A 21,224-nucleotide genomic window follows, 5' to 3' on the forward strand; every position below is an offset into this window, starting at 1 on the left:
CTTAACTGAATAACTTCAGATACTTAGTATGTATCGAGAACTCTTAGTCTGCGACAAATTATCCGACAAAAGTGCTAAAGTTTAACGCTTTAATTCCGATAAAATCATAAGAACCTAATGATTAAAGGAAGCCATATGATTTCTAGAAAAATTATTAAACTAAGTCTCATCTATTCACTTACATGCTTTAGTACTGAATATGTAATGGCAAAGACTCAGTCACTTGAAAACAATGACTCCTTAAACCACTTAGAGACAAGTATTGATGGAGCAAAGGCCATTAGTGCTAAGCTATCTCCTCATGAAGAGACAATGAAATCCCTACTTCTCACTCATGGAGAAAAGAGCGCTGTTTTAAAAAATATAGATAAAGTATTAGCGCAAAAGAATAAAGCTATTTTTGAGTATATGAAGCTTACTAAATCTCTTTCCTCAAAAGTTGAGGAATTAACACTTTCACAAAAAATCAAAGGTGAATTTCAAAAAAGAGAGCTGAGTGGAAATATTGAAGACCATGACCAAACAATCTCTGATCTAAAAGGTATTATTGTTCAAAAAGATTTGAGAATTCAATATTTAAAAAAATCGATGAAGAATCAGAATATTCAACTGTCTCAGAAGATTAAAAAACTAAATTTCAAATTAAAAGATTTAACAAATGCTTTTAATGAAATGCCAGAAAAGATGGAGGCGATGGCCATACTGTCTCAGAGTAAGCATATTGAAGAAATTAGAAACTTACAAAATCAACTCCATATAAAGAATGCATCTATTCTTGAGTATCAGAAAAAGATAGATATGTATGAAAATGAAACAGAGCTATCTTCCGCTAGCTCACTCCTAGCGAATGAGCTAAAAAGATCGCAAGATCAACTTTCGAAATTTAAAATTTCTTATAATGAATTAGAGAAGAAGTACAACGATCAAGTTGAAGAGAATAAGCAATTAAGAACTTATGCTTCAAATATAAAAGAAGAGTACACTAATCATATTAGTATTCTTCAAGATAAGTACGCCGCTGCTATAAATACCAATAGTAAATTAGACAATAGTTACGACGGGAAAGTGAATCGTATGCCAGCAAGTGTTGTTAGCTATGAACCTATTCCTTCATCAGTAGATCTTGGTTATCTTGTAGAAGTTGATCCAAGACATCTAAAATTAATTCTAGATGAAAACTTCTTTTTTAACTCTGGTCAGTATGAGATGACAGAAACGACTAGAACGAAGCTTCAATCTATAATAGGTGCATATAGCAAAGAGATATTCTCTAAAGATGAACTTAAAGATAGATTAGAAAGAATTCATATTATTGGTCACTCTTCTCCTATTTATAAAGGTAAGTATGTAGACCCAATCGATGCAGACCCAAAGGCCTTCCAAGATAATATGGATATCAGTATTCAAAGAGCAAAATCAGTGGCGCGAGCTATCACCGATAATAACTTCGAGTTACCACATAGAAATGAAATACGCTCAAAGCTAGTTATCTCAGGAAAGTCATTTTCTGAGCCTAGAATGAAGCCTCGAGGACCAGCAAGTATTCAAGCACGAGAATGCGGAATATATGACTGTGAATCTTCACAAAGAGTTGAGATTATCTTCGAACTACAGAAGAAGGACTCTAAGTAAATACCAAGAAATACTGCCACCTCCAAGAAGACAATGCCTATTTTTAAAGGCATTGTCTCTTCTTCATTTTAGTTAAACCAATAACTTAAATCACCCTTCTCCAACTATTGCCCGAATCCCCTATTCCTTTATGCTGTAGGACAGAACTGGGGTATTAACGAGATGAAGAAGCTGTCCATATCTACATTTGGATTATTTGTATTCTGTCTATGCTTAAGGACATACTCATATCTTTCCTATAAGGACCTAAAAGATAAGGTCAACACTCACGAGTCTCTTCTTTCGGAAGATAAGAAGAAAACAATTGCTCTACTCAACACACTAAATGACCTAGAAGAATCAAAGAATAAATCAAACTCCCGTCAAGTTAGCTCAACTCCTCAGGAAAGAGATCTCAACAAAGAAAAGGATTCATTAGTGATCTCCTTTATTGAAGAATTCTATGCATCTAAAGATAATTTACTATTACTTAAAGATATTAAAAGAAATATTGGAAAGCTTAATAAGGAATTAAAGACACAAAGCACTCCCTTAGTCTACTTAGACCTAGAGCTTCTCTACTACTTTGTCATAAGAGAGAACTTTGAACTCAGAGACTTTCAAAAGGATATAGTCTTTGAAGATATTGGATTTGATAGGGACTCAATTGTTGCAATTACTAATTTTTCTAAGACAAGAGAATTTAAAAAAGAAATTTTAAGCTTCAAAAACGTTCTAACTCAAGAGAAAGAAGAAAAAGAAGATAAATTAGCAAGGCTTGAGAAGCTACATGAGAGCGAAAAAGAAATTGAGAAGAAGGCGCCAATGGAGTTTGAAGAGTTACCAGAGGATGCTCAATTAGAATTTCTTCAAGCAGCAGAAGACCAGAGCATTGATTTAGAAGAGAAGCTTCTTGAACTAGACTACACTCAAGAAGAAGTCGAAGAGATGCTCTCAGGCTTTGAACTATAAATGGAGTATGAAATGAATGAGAACTTAGAAAGAAATAAAGTTTATAAACTACTCTTTCAGGGAAGAAAGTTTCTAATAAACCCTCCTTTTCAAAAGAAGTTTATGGGCTTTATTTTAGCATCGGTCATACTCTCTATGGGAATCATGCATGGAGCAAACTGGGTTTTCTTCAATAAGTTTATGAATTACGGTGAAACTCTAAACCTTCCAAGTAATCACCCATTCTATCGTCTACTCATGGAACAACAAGAGTTCATGACACTAGTTTTTCTAATTAGTTCAACAATCCTATCAGTAGCATTATGCACTTTCGGGCTCTTTTTCTCTCATAGAATCGCTGGGCCAATCTACAGAATTGAAAAGGTCTTCAAAGATGCAAGTATAAGTGGTGAGCAAATAGAGTCCATCCGCTTTAGACATGATGACTTCTTTCAAGAAATTCCAAGCGCTATGAATGAATACTTTAAGAATCAAGAAAAAAAGGAGAAATTGAAAGAAGTTTCATAAATTCCCGATAGACCATTTTTCTCTTTTAAGCAATAATAGAGCTATAGGAGAAAAAATGATTCAAGATGGTGAATCCATTCACGATGAATTTGAGATTCACTCTTTCTTTAGAGTTCTCAATCAAAGTAAGGCCAAAATTTGGCTCTGGCAGCGAAAGGATGAAAAACGTGTTGTTCAATATGCTGTCGTGAGAAAGGTTGATTTGATTAAGCAAGTCGTTCACATCGCTCCTTGTAGCTCAAAGGGCTTCAAGTTTACTTCTATAGATGAGTTCTTCTTTTTTAACGCACAAAAATCGCTTGCCTTTAAGTTCAGCGCAAGAGACTTAACTAAAGATATGATTATCTTTCCAATTCCAAATCGCATCTTAAAAGTCTCCAATGATTTTCTAAAGAATATTGAATTGGTCGAAAAAGAAAATGAAGATAAATTCAAGCATCTAAGAAATGCTCCTAGAGTACAACCCCAGGGTCAACAGCAAGTTACGATTAAAAGACTTCTATTAAGTGGTGAATACGCTCACCAAGAAAGCTTCCCCCTCTACGATATGTCATCAGGAGGAATGGGTATTAAGGTCATTGACCCTTCAGAGTTTGACATCGGTGATCTTATCCAAGTCGTTGCAATAAATGCTAAAGAAGCTCCAAAGAAAATGTCTGGAGAGGTTGTAAGTATTAGACAAGCAGAAGATGATTCTTCAGTCTTTAAGGTCGGAATTAAGTTTTCAAATTAATCCCAACTCTGCTCTGCTCCTACACTAGTAGATACCGGAACAGGGGAATAGGACCTGGCCTGCTTCCACGAGACGACATTTGTTTCATCTTCATCTTCATACTCGTAGTACATGAAAAAGTTAGCATCCCCGGAAACTCTCGTTCCATCTTGAAAACTAACAACAGTTGCACTACCAAATGAAATAACTCCAGGGTTATTGCCACCAGCAGGTACACAAACTCCTGAGTTGTCATTTCCACCTGGATCAGTGAGGGTGATATTTACTGTTTCAGGACAAATGATGACTACATACTGCGAGCTTGCTGGAACAATATAGTCGTTATTTAATTCTTCAATTGGCCAAAATGATGCTGACTCAGAACCATCACTATCTGCTTGGGAAACTGCACTTACTCCCTTAGTGGCAATAACACGAAGTCCAGTTGCACTATTTTGACTTCCTCCACCAGAGAAGTCTATGACATCTCCCTTATCACCAGAGAATGCTTGAGTTGTTCCATTAGTGTAGTAGATCGTTCCATTTGTCCCGTCTTCCACAATAGCAATAGACCCACTTGTGGCAGCTGGACCAATTATATCTGTCGATGGCTTCATCATGACTACTGCATCATTTGAATTAGACTGATAATATAAACCTAGAAGAGGATAATCACTTTCAATTAATCCCATTTTTGATACGTCGTAATCGATATGAAGTTCAGCACCAGCTGCAAGTGAATAGCTATTAGAGTTCACTAAGTTTCCAGAGCTATCATAATTAGAAAGTGTAAAATTAGCAGTTACAGAGTTTGGATTATAAATATCCCAATCATCTGTTCCTCTCGACTTTGGATAGGCCAAAGTTGTTGAAGCAAAGCTTAGAGGGGCTACAGTATCAGCTCCATCATTGAATGTAAGAAACCTTCCAGAGATTGGTCCGTCAACACCGATCAGACCACTTATGACATTTGAGTATGTTGTCGCTGCAACCGGAGATATCGTTTGAGATGAGTAGCCTGCATTAGTGAGGACATCTACGTTATTATTACTAATATAAGACGAGATTCCATAATTTCTTGGACCCGCAACTTGAGAGAGTTCATAGTAAATATCTTTATTAACATCATATGAAAAAACACCTTCTCTACTAGATGCACTCGCAAGAGAATTATTTCCATACACTAAAAGTAATTTATCTGTTCCTGAGTTTTGGACCTTCACCCAGATTTTTGAGTCTCCAGTATTGTCCCAATTTTCAATCCAAAAATCTTGTTCATTAAAGTCTTCATCAAAAAATCTAATATCCTCACCTGCTGATTCAGCATTAGAGTAGTCAAAGTTTGAAGTTGTCAGGTTAACTTCAATTTGAAACTCATCTTGATCCGTAGAATTATCTAAATCAATTTCTCTATAGTAGTCACCGCTTATCACTTGTAATTGTAGGGGTTGTACAAAGATGAGAGTACTCCCCTCAACTTCTACTCTTATGGTATTCTTAGATCCATAATCAATTCCAGTTAGTGTAGCTTTATACACTCCATTTCCAGTATCTACAGTGGCCGAGAAAGTTCCTGTTGAAGTTCCATCTCCAACTAATGAGAAGTCCACATCAAGACCACCTTCATTTATGGCCACACCATCAGAGTCTCTTGCAGTAAAAGTTATAATGGCCTGATCACTGGGAGCAAGACGCTCCCTAGTTATTGCAACAAGAGAGTTTACAAGAGAAATATCATCATTTGTAGGATCATCGGGAGTAGAGACAGGCGGGCGATTAAACCTTCCTTGGTCAACAACTTCAACAGACTCCTTCGCCGAGTTACATGCAGCGAAGAGAGTTAGTAAACTCATTAATGTTAAAGCTTTTCTAAAATTCCAAACCATCACTTTTGATACCTTTATTTAAAGATTTCTAACAAGGTTCAATAACTGATCGGTCGATTATATTTTTTTAAGAAAAATTAACTTTAGAAACTATAAAAACTGTAGAATATGCCGGTTTCTAGGGCAAATATACCGAAAGAAGTGTTTCGGTGGTAATAATTGAGGTCAATGATCCACTTTAAATCTTGAATAAAGAGAGGACCAAAAAGACCTCCCCCCACAAAGAAACTTATTGCGCTACCATCAATTGAGGAAGTATTGAGTCTAGAACTAGCAGTAGTCGTATACTCCGTCTCAACACTGTGGCGAACAATACCAAAATTAATATGTGAAAATAAATTTAAATCATACCTGAGCCCAAGAGTCATCATTGAGTCTTTGACATCGACATCAAAAGTTCCACCAGAGGCCGTGTGTATATTATTTAAAGTAAGTGATCTATAAGAAAGCTCTAGTGCAAGTCTGTTAAATTTTGCTCCTAAAATAAAGAATGGATCTCCACCATCCCCACCATTCCAAAAGTCACTTTCGGCAGAGAGTATATTATAGCTATAGCCAACTCCCCCATAGAAGTTTACTGCCGACACATGAGTACTGAAAAGAAAGATAGAAATGAAAGCTAGTTTTTTAATCACATTTTTCATAGGTTAAGGCTGAAGTCTCTCTATATCCCAAGCGTTATTAGAATTTCGTTTAAATAAAATTCTATCATTTAACCTAAATTCTCCATAGATAAAAAACTCAATCTCTGTTGGATCAATAACATAACCACCCCAATTACTCGGATACGGAATGTCTTTTCCCTCTAGCTCTGATACTTTTTCACTATGTAACTTTAAGAGTTCTTCTCTACTCTCTATCCTTTTACTTTGATCAGATATATATGATGCGATTTGACTCTCTCTAGCACGTCCTTCAAAGTATTTCTTTGATTGCTCAAGAGTAGTTCTGCTGACATTACCTTTTACGCGAACTTGTCTAGCAAAGTTCTTCCAAAAGAATGCCATTGAGGCCCTAGGATTTTCCTCTAATTGCTCTGCCTTAGGACTATTATAATTTGTATAGAATGAGAATCCTCCATCTACAATACCTTTAAAGAGTAAGTAGCGAACACTCACATCCCCCTTTGAGTCAGAGGTAGCCAGAGAAAAAGCATCGGCGTAAGTATCAAGCTCTTTTGCCTTGTTGAACCAATTCTCAAATGTTTCTATAGGATCGTTTGATATATCGAATTTACTTAAGTTTTCCATATTTAAAATATGCCACTTTTAAAACTCAAGGACAAATAAAAAAGGGCCCTAAGGCCCTCAAGTTATTTTAATAAAAGTGCTTCTTCTTCCATTGATAAGTCTTGCTCGTTTGCAACCCTTAAGTCCCATGAGCGATCGTTTATAGCCCCATGAGCAAAGCGAAGTTCCTCATATATCTTAGAAAACTTCTGATCTCCATACTTCAATGTTACGTTCTCAGTTTCTCTAGCATGAAGATTTAATGTGATAAAAATCTTGTTTTCTAAACTGTCTTGAGGAAGAAGACTAATTAAAAAACCTATTCCCACTTTTTCAAAGAGATCGTTCTCTCTTATTGAAAGTAATTTTCTAACTCTCTCTTTTGCTCCTAGATCAACATCTGTCATTGCAGAGTGTAGAGCTTTAGCAACTTTTTTAATCGACATTCTCTCAGTTATTCCAAGAATTGTGATTGTTCTCCAAATTCTTCTCCAAACACCATGAACAGGTCCAGCAACAAGTCTCTTTCTATTCTTATAAAACTCTACAAGCTTACTATGTAAATCATCATATGAAATATTCTGTAATCCTTCAAAAGCTTCAGCTTTAAAGATAACTTGGAAAAATCCTCTCGCTGATTTGTGAGCTGTCGTCTCATCGAACTCCGCCCAATCAATATCATCGTAAATAGATGCTGGGATATTATCTCTAACAAGTTGCTTTAGCTTCACTTGTTCACTTTGTCTGAAGTACTTATCTTTAATATCGTAAGTCACTCCATAATCTGAAAAGTTTGAACCCATATCTTCTTTATTTTTCATTGGCACAAGACCAAAGTATGAAAGCTTAGTCTTTTCTTTATACTTGAAAGGACTGATTCCAATTTGCTGACTCTTTGATTTCGTATGAATTGGGTAGAAGAAGAAGTGCTTCTCACCATCATTAGCATCGTATGAAACAAGATTTTCTGTATACGATACATCTCTATCAAAGCTGGCCAATAACATTCCAAGCTTCAATTTACTATTATCGTAATCATAGTTATTTGTTCCTTTAAATACTCTTTCGACTCTCTTCTCTTTCAAATCAACATCTTCTTTAGATAGTTGATCTGCTTTTTCATAAGAAGATAGTAATCTAATTTCAAGCTCTCTTTCATTTGCAAATTCTTGGAAAATTGCAAGATCTTTAAACTTGTATGTCGAAGAGAGAATTGAGTTATAAGCCTCTTTAGCTTTTTCATCGTTTAAGTCAAAAATATAATCTATTAAGAATTGAGAACCTTTCCCTTTTCCCATTCCAATTTCAAGAGCGTCTAGCTCGAAAATCTTTTTAATTTGCTTATCTAAAATTGATACTCCGAAGAATTCGATATCAGCACCAATTGAAGCATCTCCTCCAATCCCATTCGACTTTTGAGCAATAAGCTTAACTCTTACCTTATTATCTTTCATTCTAAAGACGTGGATTAAGAACTTACCTTTTAAAACGTAATAGAGATTAGCATCTGCATCTAATCCATCAATATGATCTAAGAATCCAGCAGAAGCACCGAAAGCAATTGTCATATCAGACGGGATACTTACAAAGTCACCAGGAGCAAGGTAGTCTAGTGCTCTCTTCGCATTGATTGGTAATCTATTGAGTAAGTATGGAAGAGCTTTTGTCGCTTCCCACTTTGATTTGAATTGTCTTACGAAGTAAATACTTTGGTCTCTATCTATATTTAGATAAATTGGAGTATCAAGAGAATCCTTAATAATATCCCCTGCTCTTATATCTGTCTTAACTTCCCAACGATCAACACGTGTAAAGTAATTTGCAATATAAGACGGCTCAACTTCATATCTGTATCTAGATGAGATTCCTAGCCCTTCAAATAAATCGACATCAAAGAGTTCTAATCTAAAAGAAATATCTAGGTCAGCAACCTCTTCCTTTACTCTCTCTTGAATATTTGATGGTTTTAAAACATCGCTTAAGCCAGCATTAGCTGAAAAACTCACAACAGTAGCTAGTAGCGTGAGTAAGGCCCAATTCTTCATAGATTCTCCAAAGTATAGATTCGATCAACTATATAATAATTATTTTCAAAAGGTGATGATCATTGGAGATTTTACAGACCCTGTCAAGGCATAAGTCACTAATAATACGCCACTAGGCAGCGTAAAATATACAAGCTAACTTGTTTGGCCCACCATTTAGAGTTATATACTGCCCATGAGAAAAATAACACTATCCCTTACCCTACTCCTAAGCTTCCTCTTCACTAGTGCAGTGATGGCCAAAGTTGTGAGAGTTGAAGTTAGAAAATCAAATCGTGTGATGGAGCTTATCGACCATAAAGGCGAAGTTATTCGCACTTATGACGTTATGTTAGGTCAATCACCCATTGGGCCAAAGGTGCAAAGAGGAGATAATAAAACGCCAGAGGGAAAGTATAAAATCAATTGGAGAAATCCTAAGAGCTCATACTTTCTAAGCCTCCACATTTCTTACCCTAATAAAGAGGATCGTCAAAACTCAAGAGATTTGGGTGTTGATCCAGGAGATAATATATTTATCCATGGACTTCCAAATAAAATACAAAGGCTATCAAGCTTTGAGAGAAGAATTGCAGAATCCATTCTACTATCGACTGATTGGACTAATGGTTGTATAGCTGTCTCTAATAAAGATATGCAAGAAATATGGGACCTTGTTCCCAACGGTGCTGATATAGAAATACTTCCATGAAAATATTTTTACTACTAACTCTATTCATCTCTCCTTTATTACAGGCAAAAGTTTGGCACTCTCAATCTGCTTGGACGCAAGAGAGTAGTAAAGAGTTCTCAAATTGGATTGCCTCCGACGAGTATAACGTCAACCTATTTCAAGTCGGATCGAAGTGGGAAAATATAAAAACAGATTGTGCAGATGCCATCATTGCCGCGCAGGTGATTTTTGCATTTGAGAGAAGAATTCAATTTTCACTTCAGCTCTCTGAGGGAAGTGCTCATTCTATTACAAGTGATTCTCACAAATTTGACCAAATTCAAGATGATGTCCAGAGGGTGAAGAGCTTTATTCACTACCTTGGAGAGAGCATTGGTACAGAGGGACTCGCACGCTATAATTCCTATCCAATTGATCTAAGAGAAATCAGGCCAGGGGATTTCTATATTTCTCGCTGGAAAACCAATGGAAACTTTATTCGTCATGCGGCCATGATTAAAGAAGTCTTACCTACTGGTCACCTTGTCCTCTATAGCTCTACAACGCCAGTGAAAGTTAGAGAACTAGAGGTACGTGAAGGAATGCCTCTTCATGTCCTAAGTGGAAAACCGTGGGGCTTTAAAAGAATAAGGCCAGCAGCGATGAGTGCTCATGAATTAGAGGACTATTCACTAAATCAATACGACCTCTTAAATCAAGTTGGAGAAGATTCATTTTTTCCAAGAGTTATAGATCATTTAAAAGTTGAAGAGGATAGCCTCGAAGAAAATCTAAAAAGAAGAGTGAGAAACCTCTGCTCTCAACTAAAGCTTAGGAATAGAGAAATTAACTCTACACAGATCTACTTAGAAAGTATTGGACATCGCTGTATGAATTATAGTGAGTACGATGAACACTCAACCCCCTCAAGAGATAAGTCCCTACTCAATGGAATCAAGAGACTTCTCTACGGTTGGAAGAAAATTAGAAGATCTAATAGTGCAACAGAACTAAGCCATGAGCTCACAAGTGCATTGGACTCAATCCTTAGAAAGAACGATTCAGATGAAGCTCGCCTTGAGCTTAGAAAGATGTGTCATATTCGGCTTAACCTAAACGGTGAAAACCTATTATACGATCTTAAAAATTTCTTCGACCTTTCCATGAAGGGACAAATCTCTTCTCACCCCAACGACACAGTGGCCAAAAGGTGGGGAGCACCGGGTCAAAACACCTCTTGCAAGAGTTTTTATTAAGAAAAAACCGAATTCTAAAGAAAAATACTCGATAATCCTAAATTTTATTTGTACGATACCTCTGCATTCCACAGAAGGATTGACATATGGAAACAAAAACACAATGCATCAAAAACAAGAAGATTAACGCTTTTACTCTCGAAAATTTTGAGAACTTAGGAAGTATCAACAATTGCCACTTGGCAAAGTCTACTTTCCAAAATTCTAAAATGGATAAGATAAAAGTTAAACACTCACACCTTGCTAAGGCCAATTTACAAAAGTGCAATATTAAAAAGGCTTCTTTTCAAAATACAAATTTAGAAAAGTCTTCTTTTGCATGGTCTAACCTACAACAGAATAGATTTCTAAGTGATAATATTTCGAATGTTAACTTTCAATTTGTCGACTTATCTCACTCTACTCTAGTTAAGTGTAAGGCCCTAAACTCAGACTTTAGATGGTCTAAACTTACTAGTGCTACATTTATTGATTGTAATTTAAAAGGTGCGAACTTCTCTAATTCAGATCTTAGAAATGTAAATTTCGAAAGCTGTAATCTAAAAGGAGCAAAGTATAATATTAATACTCTTCTTCCTTTTTCAAGAGACAAGGCAAATAGCTTAGGTATGAATTTCGTAGGTGTTAACTAGGACTTCTTTGGAAGTTTAATTGTAAACTCTGCAAACTCACCGAGCTCACTATCAATATCAAGCTCACCTTGATGAACACCAACAATAATTTCATGACTGAGAGAGAGCCCTAAACCGGTTCCCTCTCCTGTTGGTTTTGTCGTATAGAATGGATCAAAGACATCTTTCAACTTTTCCTTTTCAATTCCAATTCCATTATCTCTAATCTTTATAATTATGAATTTAGAATCTTGCAGGGAAGTTATAATTAGCTCTGCCTCATAAGGGTCCTTCTCCTGCTCTTTTCTTAAGTTCATTGAATAGAAAGCATTAGTGAACATATTCAATAACACTCTACCAAACTCCCCCTTGGCCAGTTCTGCCTTTGGTAAAGAGTCTTCTAATCTTAGTGTGATCTTTGCATTAAAACCATGATACTTCGCCTTGATTGCATGAAAGGCAAAGTTAACATTCTCTTCAATTAAGTTATTCACTTCCTCTAAAGACTTTTCAGACTCTTTAGATCTTGAATGGTCTAGCATTGAGCGGATAATCGTCTCTGCTCTCTTTCCATGCATATGAATCATATTGCTAAATTCTTTTAATTCATCTAAAGACTCTTTGACCTCACTAAAGTCAGGGGTCTTTGACTCCAGCTCTTTTGCAATGTCCGAACAACTCTCCTGGCTTGCTTGAGAGAAATTGATAACAAAGTTCAATGGATTATTTAACTCGTGAGCAATCCCTGAAGTTAAGCTACCAAGTGATGCTAACTTCTCTTGAGCAACTAACCTAGTCTGCATATTCTTAAGCTCGTCTAGGTTTTCACTTAGCTCTACATTCTTCTGCTCAACTTCAGCAGTCCTCTTTTCAACTAATACCTCTAGTTGCTGTTGATATCTTTTTAGCTCTTTTTCAGCAAAGTGCTTCTGAGTAATATCAGATCCAAACCCAATAATCTCAATGATATCACCTTCAGCGTTTCTCCTTAAGAGAGTTGACCAATTTATGACAACCTCAGTTCCCCTCTTAGACTTAAGCGGAAGAATAAAGTCTTTTACCTCTGTAAATTTACTTTCATCTAAGAACTCTTTAACCCCTCTCTCATTACCTTCTATTCCAAGAGTTTTAAAAAAGTCACGACCGATAATTTCATTTCTCTTTACGCCTGTAATATTTAGCCCGACAGGGTTTAGAAAATTAACTATTCCTTTAGGTGTTAGGCCACAAATAATATAGGGACTTCCGTTTATTAGACCATTGGAATAATCTCTTTCCTCAATAATATTCTTTTCACTTCGCTTCATTTTATCGACAGAGAGTTTTAGATGCACCCTCATCTGATTCATTGATTTTGCCAACTCATCAATCTCATCCAATTTATTACTTTCTCTATCTATACTGATTGGCGCATCAAGGTTTTTAATTCTTAACTGCTTAGCGAAGGAGACCAGAGTCATAATTTTCTTGGAAACAAGAACATGAATGATATAGAGAATACAAAATGAAACGATAAATGTTTTAACTGTTTGAGTAATGAGAATCACTAAGATCTTATCAAAGAGTCTAGAAAAAAGACCATCTAATGTCGCTTGTACTTGTAGCTTACCAATTTTATTTACGTTATCACCATTTCGGTACTCGAGAGTATACTCCTGTTCAATTACATTCTTATCTTTATACTCACCGACTTCAGAGTAAACTTTGAAAGTATTATTTCTTCTCTCTGAAACCTTAATGTATTGAATATCTTTAAGCTTCTTTATCCCTTTAATTTGAATCGATATTTGCTCATCATCCAAGTTCCACAAACTATTAGACATAGATTGCACATAACTATCCTTAATTTGAGAGAGAGTAGAATTGATAACTCTTAGACCTGACTTATAGTCCGTATAGAGCTGTACACCGGCCCCAAGGAAGGTGAAGAAAGTTGAGCATATTAAAATCCACTTCAATAGCTCGAAGGATAAATGAGATCTAGGTTTTTCATTCATTGAATAACTATTCGGATTCTTTAAGAAAGATTGAAGAAATAAATGATATTTTTTGGTTCTTTAGATAAAATTAATGTAATCAAAACAGAGCTTTTTTATCTACTTCTTTAAAAGAATCCAAGCTCCCATTAAAATAAAAGCTGAACCTGAAGCATACTTCATCTTATTAGGATCTATATACTTACCAAGTACCGAACCAAATGCAACACCCATTGTCCCAGCAAGAGCTAAGGCGAGAATAGTTGCAAGTAAAACTGAGTAGGTCGATTTAGTTTGAGAGGCTGCTGCGAGGGCAGCAAATTGCGTCTTGTCTCCAATTTCTGCAATAAAAATTGTCATAAATGTTGCTGTAAAAACTGACCAATCCATTCTCTTACCTTTTTAGAAGTTTTCTGTGGAGAGCTCTTAAGATAAAGACAGTACAAACGCCAATAAATGAGCTCATTCCTAATAGTCCACCGACACCGCTAAAGTAGCGCTCCATCACTGAAAAAGCAAATAGATATATTATTGTAGCAATGACAAGCTCTATTCTATTAACTTTATTTGAACTACACATCCCAACAAAGGTTGCCCCAAAGAGTATACTTGAGTTTAGAAAGTCTAAATAAAGAGATATCAAATAAATAAGAATTCCAACAAGGGAGGAACTTCTTATAGGCCCAATAAAACTCACCTTAGATAATTCATATGTTAAGAGTGAAGCAAATAGAGAGTAAACCATTAGAAGATCTCCCTCAATAAAAGAACGGATAATAGACTTGTAAAGGCAACAGCTCCTAACTTACCGCCCATACCAATTAACCTCTTTCTAAAAATAAAGAGAATGACTCCTCCCAAAATACTTACGAGGATCATTTCTCCCCAATGTCCAAAGAACATCGGATCACTCATACCTGCAAATGAGCCACAATAAACAGATGCCTGAGCCTCTTTATTCTTATAGAAAATAAGTGATCCTAGTAATCCGACCAATGAAGAAGAGAGAACCATAGGAAGATCAAAACTTATATAGAGATAATTGCAAAGTAAGCACCCAACTAAGAAGGAGAGCGAGTAGCCGATAATATAATGTAGTAGTGTAGATTTAAACATATGAGGCTAGTCCTCTAGAAAATGAAGTCTTTAAAGTGGCGGGGCGTGAGGGATTCGAACCCCCGACCAAGAGGTTCGAAGCCTCCTACTCTATCCAGCTGAGCTAACACCCCGGTGATTAAATCACTTCATTTTTCTTAGAGCTATATCTCTCCATAATCAAGATTACAGTAAAGCAGATTATAATTAAAGCAAACGCTAAGAAAGTTTGAGAATCAAAATCACTTGGAAAAATATTGGCCTCTCTAAGGACTCTTACCTTTCCTCTAATAACTTTAGTTTCTAGAACTTCTTTCCACGGCCACACTTTCTTCATTGAACCAATAAGAATCCCTGTCAACAAGGCCATAGTCTGAGTTCTAAAGTGTTTCATGAAGTAATTTAAAATCTTTGAAAATCCTAAAAGTCCAGTTGCTGTCCCACATAGAAAAATTCCTATTGTAACCATGTTCTCAGGTAAGAAAGGATTCTTAATGGCCCCTGTGATAAATTCATACTTCCCTAAAATTAGGAGAAGAAATGAACCACTTAAACCAGGGAGAATCATTGCAGTGATGCCGATAATTCCACATAGATAGATAAACCACCAATCAAATGGCGTCGTCACGGGAATCAAACTAACTAAGACCCATGCTATGGCCGCACCAATGGCAATGAACATGAGATTCATCGGCTTTGTCGGCTTATCAATATCTTTCCAGATTACAATTATAGATGCAGCGATGAGACCAAAGAACGCAGACCAAGTTGGAATCGGTTGCTCTTTAATAAGATAGTGCATAACTCTTGCTAGAGAGAGGATCGCAAAAATCATCCCAAATGCCAGAGGAATTATAAATCTTAAGTGAACTGAGCTTAAGGCCTCTTTCCATCTTAAAGTCACGAGATCTACAAAGAAGTTTTTCTTTATAGAGGCTACAGCTTCTAATAGAGGTTCATATATACCAGTAATAAAAGCAACAGTTCCACCAGAAACCCCTGGAATCAGATCTGCTGTTCCCATACAGAAACCTTTTAGAGAGAGCATCAGGTATTCTTTCTTAGTCCTTGGACCGGGAGTTGCCTCCCACGATTCTTTCCAAGTTTTCATTAATGGCTACCCTTTAGAGCTTCCTCTTCTTGTCTCTGCTTCTCTAACTCTTCTTTGCCGTACTTAGTTTGTTCCCACTCTAATTTGAATTTACACTTGGCACATTCTAAATGCTTTCCGTCTCTCTTAGTTTCTTTGAATCCCATAATTCCGTAACCACAAGAAGGACAGTCTTGAACATATGGTTTAGTCCAAGAAGCATTTTCACAATTTGGATAATTAGAGCAACCATAGAAAATTTTCCCGTAGCGACTCTTCTTCTCAGCAAACTTTCCAACATTACATTCAGGACAAGTAATATCTAATGTATAAGGTAATGTTGTGTCACATTGAGGGTAATCTTCACAACGTACGAACCTACCATACTTACCTTTTTTAACTTCTAATCTCTTTTGGCAATTTGGACAATTATCATGGAACCAATTCTTAGGTAATATTTCATAGCTTCCATCTAAGTGCTTTTTGAAGTCCTGTGTCGAGTTACAGTCTGGATAATTTGAACAAGCAAAGAACTGTCCATTTCTCCCCCATTTAATATGGTACTCTCCGTCCTCACACTTCAAACAATTTATACCTGTTGGGATCAATTGCTTCTTAAGGTTCTTCATTTCTTCTTTGGCTTTTTCAAGAGTTACTTCAAACTCTTTCCAAAACTCTTTTAAAACTTTCTTATACTTAATTGTCCCGTCTTCAATTTGATCCAGCAGCTCTTCAACACCTGCTGTAAACTTGATATCCATTACGTTTGGAAAACTCTCTACCAGCATTCTACAAACGACAATTCCTAACTCAGTTGGAAGGAAGCGGTTTTCAGTTTTTTCAACATATCCTCTATCTTGAATATTTGAAATAATCGCAGCGTATGTAGATGGTCTACCAATACCAAACTCCTCTAATGATTTAACAAGTGAAGCTTCATTAAATCTTGGAGGTGGTGACGTCCAATGCTCTTGCTCAGTTGGACCTTCGATTGGAGTAAAACTCTCTCCCGTATTTATAACAGGTAATAGTCCACTCTTTACTTCACCTGCATCGTTATCATCCTCATCATCTCCGCCTTTTCGAGATCTCTTCTCTGCTGCGGCTTCTAGGTATACAGTTCTAAAACCAGGGAATTTAATAATAGACCCATTGGCCTTAAAGAAATGCCCTTCTCGCTCCATCATAACTGTAGTCTGATCTATAATCGCTTGACTCATTTGAGATGAAATAAATTTATTCCAAATAAGTTCATAGAGCTTCTGCTGATCAGGCTCAAGATCTCCTCTAACGGAGTCAGGTGTAAAAGCTAAGTTAGTTGGACGGATGGCCTCGTGAGCATCCTGAACTTTAGAGCTTCCCTTTTTCTTATACTCGATAGGCTCAACCGATAAATAATCTTTTCCGTACTTATCAAGAATAAACTCTCTCAGTGCTCCCATTGCTTCTGGAGCAGTTCTAACAGAGTCAGTTCTCATATATGTAATAAGACCTTGCATACCATGCTCAGTAAGCTGGATACCTTCGTAGAGCTTTTGAGCTGTCATCATCGTTCTCTTAGCAGTAAAGCCTAACTTATTAGCGGCTTCCTGTTGAAGCTTTGATGTTGTAAATGGAGGAGTTGGGTTTTGTTTCCTCTCCTTCTTCTTTACATCAATAACATCGAGGCTCTTTCCTTTAACATCAGAAAGAATTTTATCTACAAGATCTTTTTCAGTTAAGTCAGTTTTCTTTGTCGCTGACTCTCCGTAATATTTAACTTCAAATTTCTGGGCGTCTTTTTCGCAGACACCATGAATAGAAAACCACTGCTCAGGTTCAAAGGCATTGATCTCATCTTCTCTTTCAACAATAATTCTAAGGGCAACAGATTGAACTCTACCCGCAGAAATCCCTCGCTGAACCTTATCCCAAAGTATTGGTGAAATTTTATATCCCACCAGACGGTCTAGAATTCTTCTCGTTTGTTGAGACTCATACATAGACTTATTTAATTCTGTTGGATTTTCTATTGCATTATTTACTGCAGACTTTGTTACCGCATTAAAAACAACACGATACATTTTCTTCTTCTTTCCAATTTCTTCAGCTAAATGGTGAGCGATCGCCTCCCCCTCGCGGTCCATATCGGGAGCAAGATAGATAGCAGTCGCATCCTTGGCCAACTCTTGAATTCTTTCAATTTTATCTTTCTTTCCTGTTATTGGAACAAGGTCAATTTGAAAGTTCTCTTTAATGTCGACACCAAGCTTAGATTTTGGAAGATCTTTAATATGACCATTAGAGGCCACAACTTGATAACCTTTCCCAAGGTATTTCTTAATTGTCTTCGCTTTGGATGGTGATTCCACAATAACAAGACTATAGTCCCCAAGATCTCTTTTCTTAGTAGTCTTCTTCTTAGTAGTCTTTGCTGTTTTCTTTTTTGCAGTTTTCTTCTTAGAAGTTGTCGTTTTCTTCTTTGTCGTCTTCTTTTTAGAAGAAGCCTTGGCGGTCTTTTTTGCTGTTTTCTTTGAAGACTTTGTTTCTTCAACAGCTTCTGAGCTGGCCATAATAACATCCTTATTTAAATGAAAGGGTGAAGCACGCTTCACCCTAACTAACTAATTGCACAATTTCTTATTTAAGAGACTTCTATAATGTGTCAGTATTTAACAACTCGTCAATCTCTTCTAGATCAAATTCCGTTAGACCGTATGGATTCTCTTTAGAATTAATGTCTTCATCCATATACTTGAGTCCAGCTTCATTTTCAATATCATTTAATGACTCGAATGCGTCAGGATCTTGTTTCGCCTGAGCACCTTCAATTGAATCTAGGTCTTGCTGCTCTAAGTACTTATCTTCATCAACTCTCGCTTCATTTAGCGCTGTTTCAGCTTCAACGATTTCAGATTCAAGTCTTTCAAGCTCTAAGAGATCTTTCTCATGATCTTTAATAATAGATTTTTCTCTCTCTTGTCTCTCCAGCTCTTCAAGCTCATCATCCGTAAGTTGGACGCGGTCTGCTGCTTTGAGTAAATCTTCTGAAATATCATCTAGGTTTAACTCAACATCTAGCTCATCTAACGCATTTTGTTCAGTAACACTTACCTCAGCAAGATCTACACCTTTTCTAAGCATTGACGCTCGCGCTGCCTGCTCCTCTGTCTTAGAAAGAGCAAGTGTGGCCACTGGAATATCGAGCTTACTATTTGTAATTAATATGGTTGAAAAGTTATCGGTTAAAGTTATGACAACAGCTTCACCAATTTTATACGTTGGGTCAGGTGTAATTTTTCTCTCTGTCCCATAGTCTTTAAACGAGAAGAGCTCAAAGATATTTCCTAACTCAACTCCATCAGCTCGTCCTCTATCTAAATAGACTACGTCTCCAAATGAAATTCCATTAATTGTATCTTTGAAAGTATCAACAATTGCACCTTCAATATTTCTCTTATTAAATGTTCTCGTGATTCTATTAATCTTCGGAGTATAAACAGTCAGTCTATCTTTTCTTGAAACAAGACCTGTTAATTCGAAAATCTCACACTCCCATAGGTGATTAATTTTTCTAACCGCCTTAACCTGACCTGAAATATAGTACTTATAACCAGAACGATCTGATATTGGATGTGAACTCTTTCCCGCAGCTGAGTAAATCGAAAACTTATCGCCTGGTTTTACTTTCACAGAGTTATCAAATTTCACATAAACTTTATCAAACTTCTGAATGAAGATAGATTCTTTTTGAGTCGCCTCAATCTCTCCTAGGTCTTGAACAACGTTAGTCGTTATAAAAGTATTTAGGTAGAAACCTTCCTTTATATCAAAAGTTATTCTCGAACTTCTATCAAACCCAGAGCTATCATACTCATCCCCTGGTTCTTGAATGACAATATCTGGAACCGGTGGATCGTATTTCTTATACTCATTTCTAAGCTGTAGGTTTCCAATTTCAAATAAGTCTTCATAAGTCTCAACAGAAGCGTATTGAAAATATGCACCTTCAGAGATTAATTTATTTCTCTCTTTAATCCATGCAGGCTCTACATCTTCTCCAAATGAAGTGAAGTCTAACTTCTTAGACTTTACTCCATCATTCCCACCCTTCTTTGAAGGATTGAGGGCTTCATCAAAAGAGCTCACTTCAATAGAAGGCATCTCATCAGAGCTTCCTGTATCAAAGGCCAAGACCATACCGGGCTCAATTTCGTGAGGGTTAGTGATATGTGGGTTTAGTGACCAGATTTTAGAATAGTAGAAACCAGATCCAAAAAGTTTTTGAGAAATCTTCCAAAGCCAGTCACCTTCTTGAACTACGTACTTATCAAGGTTAGACCCTGTTGAGATCTCTTGCCATTCCTTTGCAGGAATTTTTGTCTCAACATACTTTGAAAGCTCTAATAACTTACTCTCCTCAGATCCCACATCAAAGATTTCTGTTTCATTATTTCTAGATGATTCTCTTGTATCACCATTAGTGAGCTTAACATTTTCTTTAATCAATATATCTGGATCTTCGTCCATAAGAGGGATTTCTGTATTCTTCTTTTTCTTATCGCCTACTGAAAAAACAGCTTCGCCAACATCTTCCTTCAGCGATTCTAAATCATCTATTTCCTCTAATGTAGATAGATCTAGCGAATTACTCGCTGGAGCTGCATCTTCTTTTAAAATGGAAATATCTGAATCATCCATTAACTCAAGACCGTCTAAGTCTTGCGCCATGGTCGAATGACCAATTACCAGAAGTATTAATAAATTTAGTAACTTCTTTTTCTTCATTATGCCTGCTCAAAAAAATCGTGAAGGATTGAATAATACTTTTGCTTCTTCTTAGAGAGTTTTAATTTCTCACTACAAACGATAAGTCTTCCTAAAACTTTTAGCACTACACCAGAGAAGGCTTCCTTATGAATGATCTCTTCAAAGACTTGCATCGCTAAGTCAAACTCCCCTTGAATGAAGAGTAGCTCGCCAATTTCAAACTTTGCTCTCACCTTAATCTGCCTTACATTAGACTTTTCCAGTTCTTTTAAAATAGTAAGTGATTGATCAAACTTATTTTGAGAACTCAATGCTCTCGCTCTTTCAAGACTTATAATCTGGGCCTCAATCTCCGATGGCGGAACAACCACAGGAGCTACCGTAGCTCTTGAGTCAATAGAGTTCACCTTCTTAGCAATTGGCTCTCCGGAAAAAACATCTACTGTCTCAACAAGATCACTACTCTCTTTAGCCTGGCTAAGTTGATTTACAATTTCTTCTGATGATAATTGAGGAGCCTGTTGCTCTACAGGGACTGGCGTACTCTTGGACTTTGCTAGTAGCTCGTTATACTTTCTTTGTAGTTGTTCGTATTGCTCTTTTGGAACTGATTGAAGCTTCTCACTTCTTTTCTCTTGAGCACTCTCTACAGTCTCATCTCCAAAGAGGCTGCGCTTACTGCTAATCCATGAACACGAAGTAAGTGAAAGAATAAATAATAAAGGTAGAAAACTTTGAATTCCTCGTGTGAATACACGTCTATTCAAGAATTTTTCAGAAATACTTTTCACTTTTCGTCCTCCATGACATATAAGCTCTTAATAATATAGTAA

Annotated in this window: 19 protein-coding genes and 1 tRNA gene; 7 read left to right on the forward strand and 13 right to left on the reverse strand. The window is 36.5% G+C overall.

What is annotated here, in order from left to right; translation table 11 throughout:
* Nucleotides 1-135: 135 nt before the first annotated feature.
* The 4 genes from BMS_RS12220 (at nucleotide 136) to BMS_RS12235 (ending at nucleotide 3,823) form a co-directional block, all read left to right on the forward strand.
* Complete coding sequence (locus BMS_RS12220) at nucleotides 136-1,632, forward strand: OmpA family protein (protein ID WP_044557587.1); 1,497 nt, start codon at nucleotides 136-138, stop codon at nucleotides 1,630-1,632.
* A gap of 162 nt (nucleotides 1,633-1,794) precedes the next feature.
* A complete protein-coding gene (locus BMS_RS12225) occupies nucleotides 1,795-2,583 on the forward strand; it encodes a hypothetical protein (RefSeq protein WP_014245133.1) in 789 nt (262 codons plus the stop codon).
* A gap of 12 nt (nucleotides 2,584-2,595) precedes the next feature.
* A complete protein-coding gene (locus tag BMS_RS12230; protein ID WP_096910009.1) occupies nucleotides 2,596-3,090 on the forward strand; it encodes a hypothetical protein in 495 nt (164 codons plus the stop codon).
* A gap of 55 nt (nucleotides 3,091-3,145) precedes the next feature.
* On the forward strand, nucleotides 3,146-3,823 hold the full coding sequence (locus BMS_RS12235) for a PilZ domain-containing protein (RefSeq protein WP_014245135.1): 678 nt from the start codon (nucleotides 3,146-3,148) through the stop codon (nucleotides 3,821-3,823).
* On the opposite strand, the gene BMS_RS12240 is transcribed toward BMS_RS12235, so the two are convergent.
* From BMS_RS12240 to BMS_RS12255, 4 genes are all read right to left on the reverse strand, one after another.
* Nucleotides 3,820-5,655, reverse strand: a complete 1,836-nt coding sequence (locus BMS_RS12240) for a DUF2341 domain-containing protein (RefSeq protein WP_162137852.1) — start codon at nucleotides 5,653-5,655, stop codon at nucleotides 3,820-3,822. The genes BMS_RS12235 and BMS_RS12240 overlap by 4 nt on opposite strands.
* A 116-nt stretch (nucleotides 5,656-5,771) precedes the next feature.
* Nucleotides 5,772-6,332, reverse strand: coding sequence for a hypothetical protein (locus BMS_RS12245; protein WP_014245137.1), 561 nt, complete (start codon nucleotides 6,330-6,332; stop codon nucleotides 5,772-5,774).
* A 3-nt stretch (nucleotides 6,333-6,335) separates the two neighbouring features.
* The gene (pdxH, locus tag BMS_RS12250) at nucleotides 6,336-6,938 is read right to left on the reverse strand and encodes a pyridoxamine 5'-phosphate oxidase (RefSeq protein WP_014245138.1); all 603 of its coding nucleotides are present in this window, start codon (nucleotides 6,936-6,938) and stop codon (nucleotides 6,336-6,338) included.
* 62 nt (nucleotides 6,939-7,000) lie between these two features.
* Entirely contained in the window at nucleotides 7,001-8,962 is a 1,962-nt protein-coding gene (locus BMS_RS12255) for a hypothetical protein (RefSeq protein ID WP_014245139.1), read from the reverse strand.
* A gap of 175 nt (nucleotides 8,963-9,137) precedes the next feature.
* Between BMS_RS12255 and BMS_RS12260 the strand changes: the two genes are divergently transcribed.
* The 3 genes from BMS_RS12260 (at nucleotide 9,138) to BMS_RS12270 (ending at nucleotide 11,502) form a co-directional block, all read left to right on the forward strand.
* Nucleotides 9,138-9,653 (forward strand): L,D-transpeptidase family protein, encoded by a 516-nt coding sequence (locus BMS_RS12260; RefSeq protein ID WP_014245140.1) that lies wholly within the window; start codon nucleotides 9,138-9,140, stop codon nucleotides 9,651-9,653.
* The gene (locus tag BMS_RS12265; RefSeq protein ID WP_014245141.1) at nucleotides 9,650-10,870 is read left to right on the forward strand and encodes a hypothetical protein; all 1,221 of its coding nucleotides are present in this window, start codon (nucleotides 9,650-9,652) and stop codon (nucleotides 10,868-10,870) included. The genes BMS_RS12260 and BMS_RS12265 overlap by 4 nt, the downstream gene beginning before the upstream one ends.
* Before the next feature lie 86 nt (nucleotides 10,871-10,956).
* The gene (locus tag BMS_RS12270; protein WP_014245142.1) at nucleotides 10,957-11,502 is read left to right on the forward strand and encodes a pentapeptide repeat-containing protein; all 546 of its coding nucleotides are present in this window, start codon (nucleotides 10,957-10,959) and stop codon (nucleotides 11,500-11,502) included.
* Here the strand turns inward: BMS_RS12270 and BMS_RS12275 are convergent.
* From BMS_RS12275 to BMS_RS12315, 9 genes are all read right to left on the reverse strand, one after another.
* Nucleotides 11,499-13,478: an ATP-binding protein gene (locus tag BMS_RS12275; protein WP_014245143.1), complete on the reverse strand. Its 1,980-nt coding sequence runs from the start codon at nucleotides 13,476-13,478 to the stop codon at nucleotides 11,499-11,501. The two genes, BMS_RS12270 and BMS_RS12275, sit on opposite strands and share 4 nt — an antisense overlap.
* A 99-nt stretch (nucleotides 13,479-13,577) precedes the next feature.
* Complete coding sequence (locus BMS_RS12280; protein ID WP_014245144.1) at nucleotides 13,578-13,847, reverse strand: TMEM165/GDT1 family protein; 270 nt, start codon at nucleotides 13,845-13,847, stop codon at nucleotides 13,578-13,580.
* 4 nt (nucleotides 13,848-13,851) lie between these two features.
* Nucleotides 13,852-14,202, reverse strand: a complete 351-nt coding sequence (locus BMS_RS12285) for a hypothetical protein (RefSeq protein WP_014245145.1) — start codon at nucleotides 14,200-14,202, stop codon at nucleotides 13,852-13,854.
* Nucleotides 14,202-14,573: a hypothetical protein gene (locus tag BMS_RS12290; RefSeq protein WP_014245146.1), complete on the reverse strand. Its 372-nt coding sequence runs from the start codon at nucleotides 14,571-14,573 to the stop codon at nucleotides 14,202-14,204. The genes BMS_RS12285 and BMS_RS12290 overlap by 1 nt, the downstream gene beginning before the upstream one ends.
* 36 nt (nucleotides 14,574-14,609) lie before the next feature.
* Nucleotides 14,610-14,686, reverse strand: a tRNA-Arg gene (locus BMS_RS12295).
* Between the two features lie 5 nt (nucleotides 14,687-14,691).
* Nucleotides 14,692-15,663: a DUF368 domain-containing protein gene (locus tag BMS_RS12300; protein WP_014245147.1), complete on the reverse strand. Its 972-nt coding sequence runs from the start codon at nucleotides 15,661-15,663 to the stop codon at nucleotides 14,692-14,694.
* Nucleotides 15,663-18,194: a type I DNA topoisomerase gene (gene topA, locus BMS_RS12305; RefSeq protein WP_052590680.1), complete on the reverse strand. Its 2,532-nt coding sequence runs from the start codon at nucleotides 18,192-18,194 to the stop codon at nucleotides 15,663-15,665. The genes BMS_RS12300 and topA overlap by 1 nt, the downstream gene beginning before the upstream one ends.
* An 82-nt stretch (nucleotides 18,195-18,276) precedes the next feature.
* The gene (locus tag BMS_RS12310; RefSeq protein ID WP_014245149.1) at nucleotides 18,277-20,409 is read right to left on the reverse strand and encodes a LysM peptidoglycan-binding domain-containing protein; all 2,133 of its coding nucleotides are present in this window, start codon (nucleotides 20,407-20,409) and stop codon (nucleotides 18,277-18,279) included.
* On the reverse strand, nucleotides 20,409-21,182 hold the full coding sequence (locus tag BMS_RS12315; RefSeq protein ID WP_014245150.1) for a tetratricopeptide repeat protein: 774 nt from the start codon (nucleotides 21,180-21,182) through the stop codon (nucleotides 20,409-20,411). Before BMS_RS12315 ends, BMS_RS12310 begins: the two co-directional genes overlap by 1 nt.
* Between the last annotated feature and the right edge of the window lie 42 nt (nucleotides 21,183-21,224).

The sequence above is a fragment of the Halobacteriovorax marinus SJ genome, from assembly GCF_000210915.2.
In the GTDB taxonomy this organism is placed as follows: domain Bacteria; phylum Bdellovibrionota; class Bacteriovoracia; order Bacteriovoracales; family Bacteriovoracaceae; genus Halobacteriovorax; species Halobacteriovorax marinus.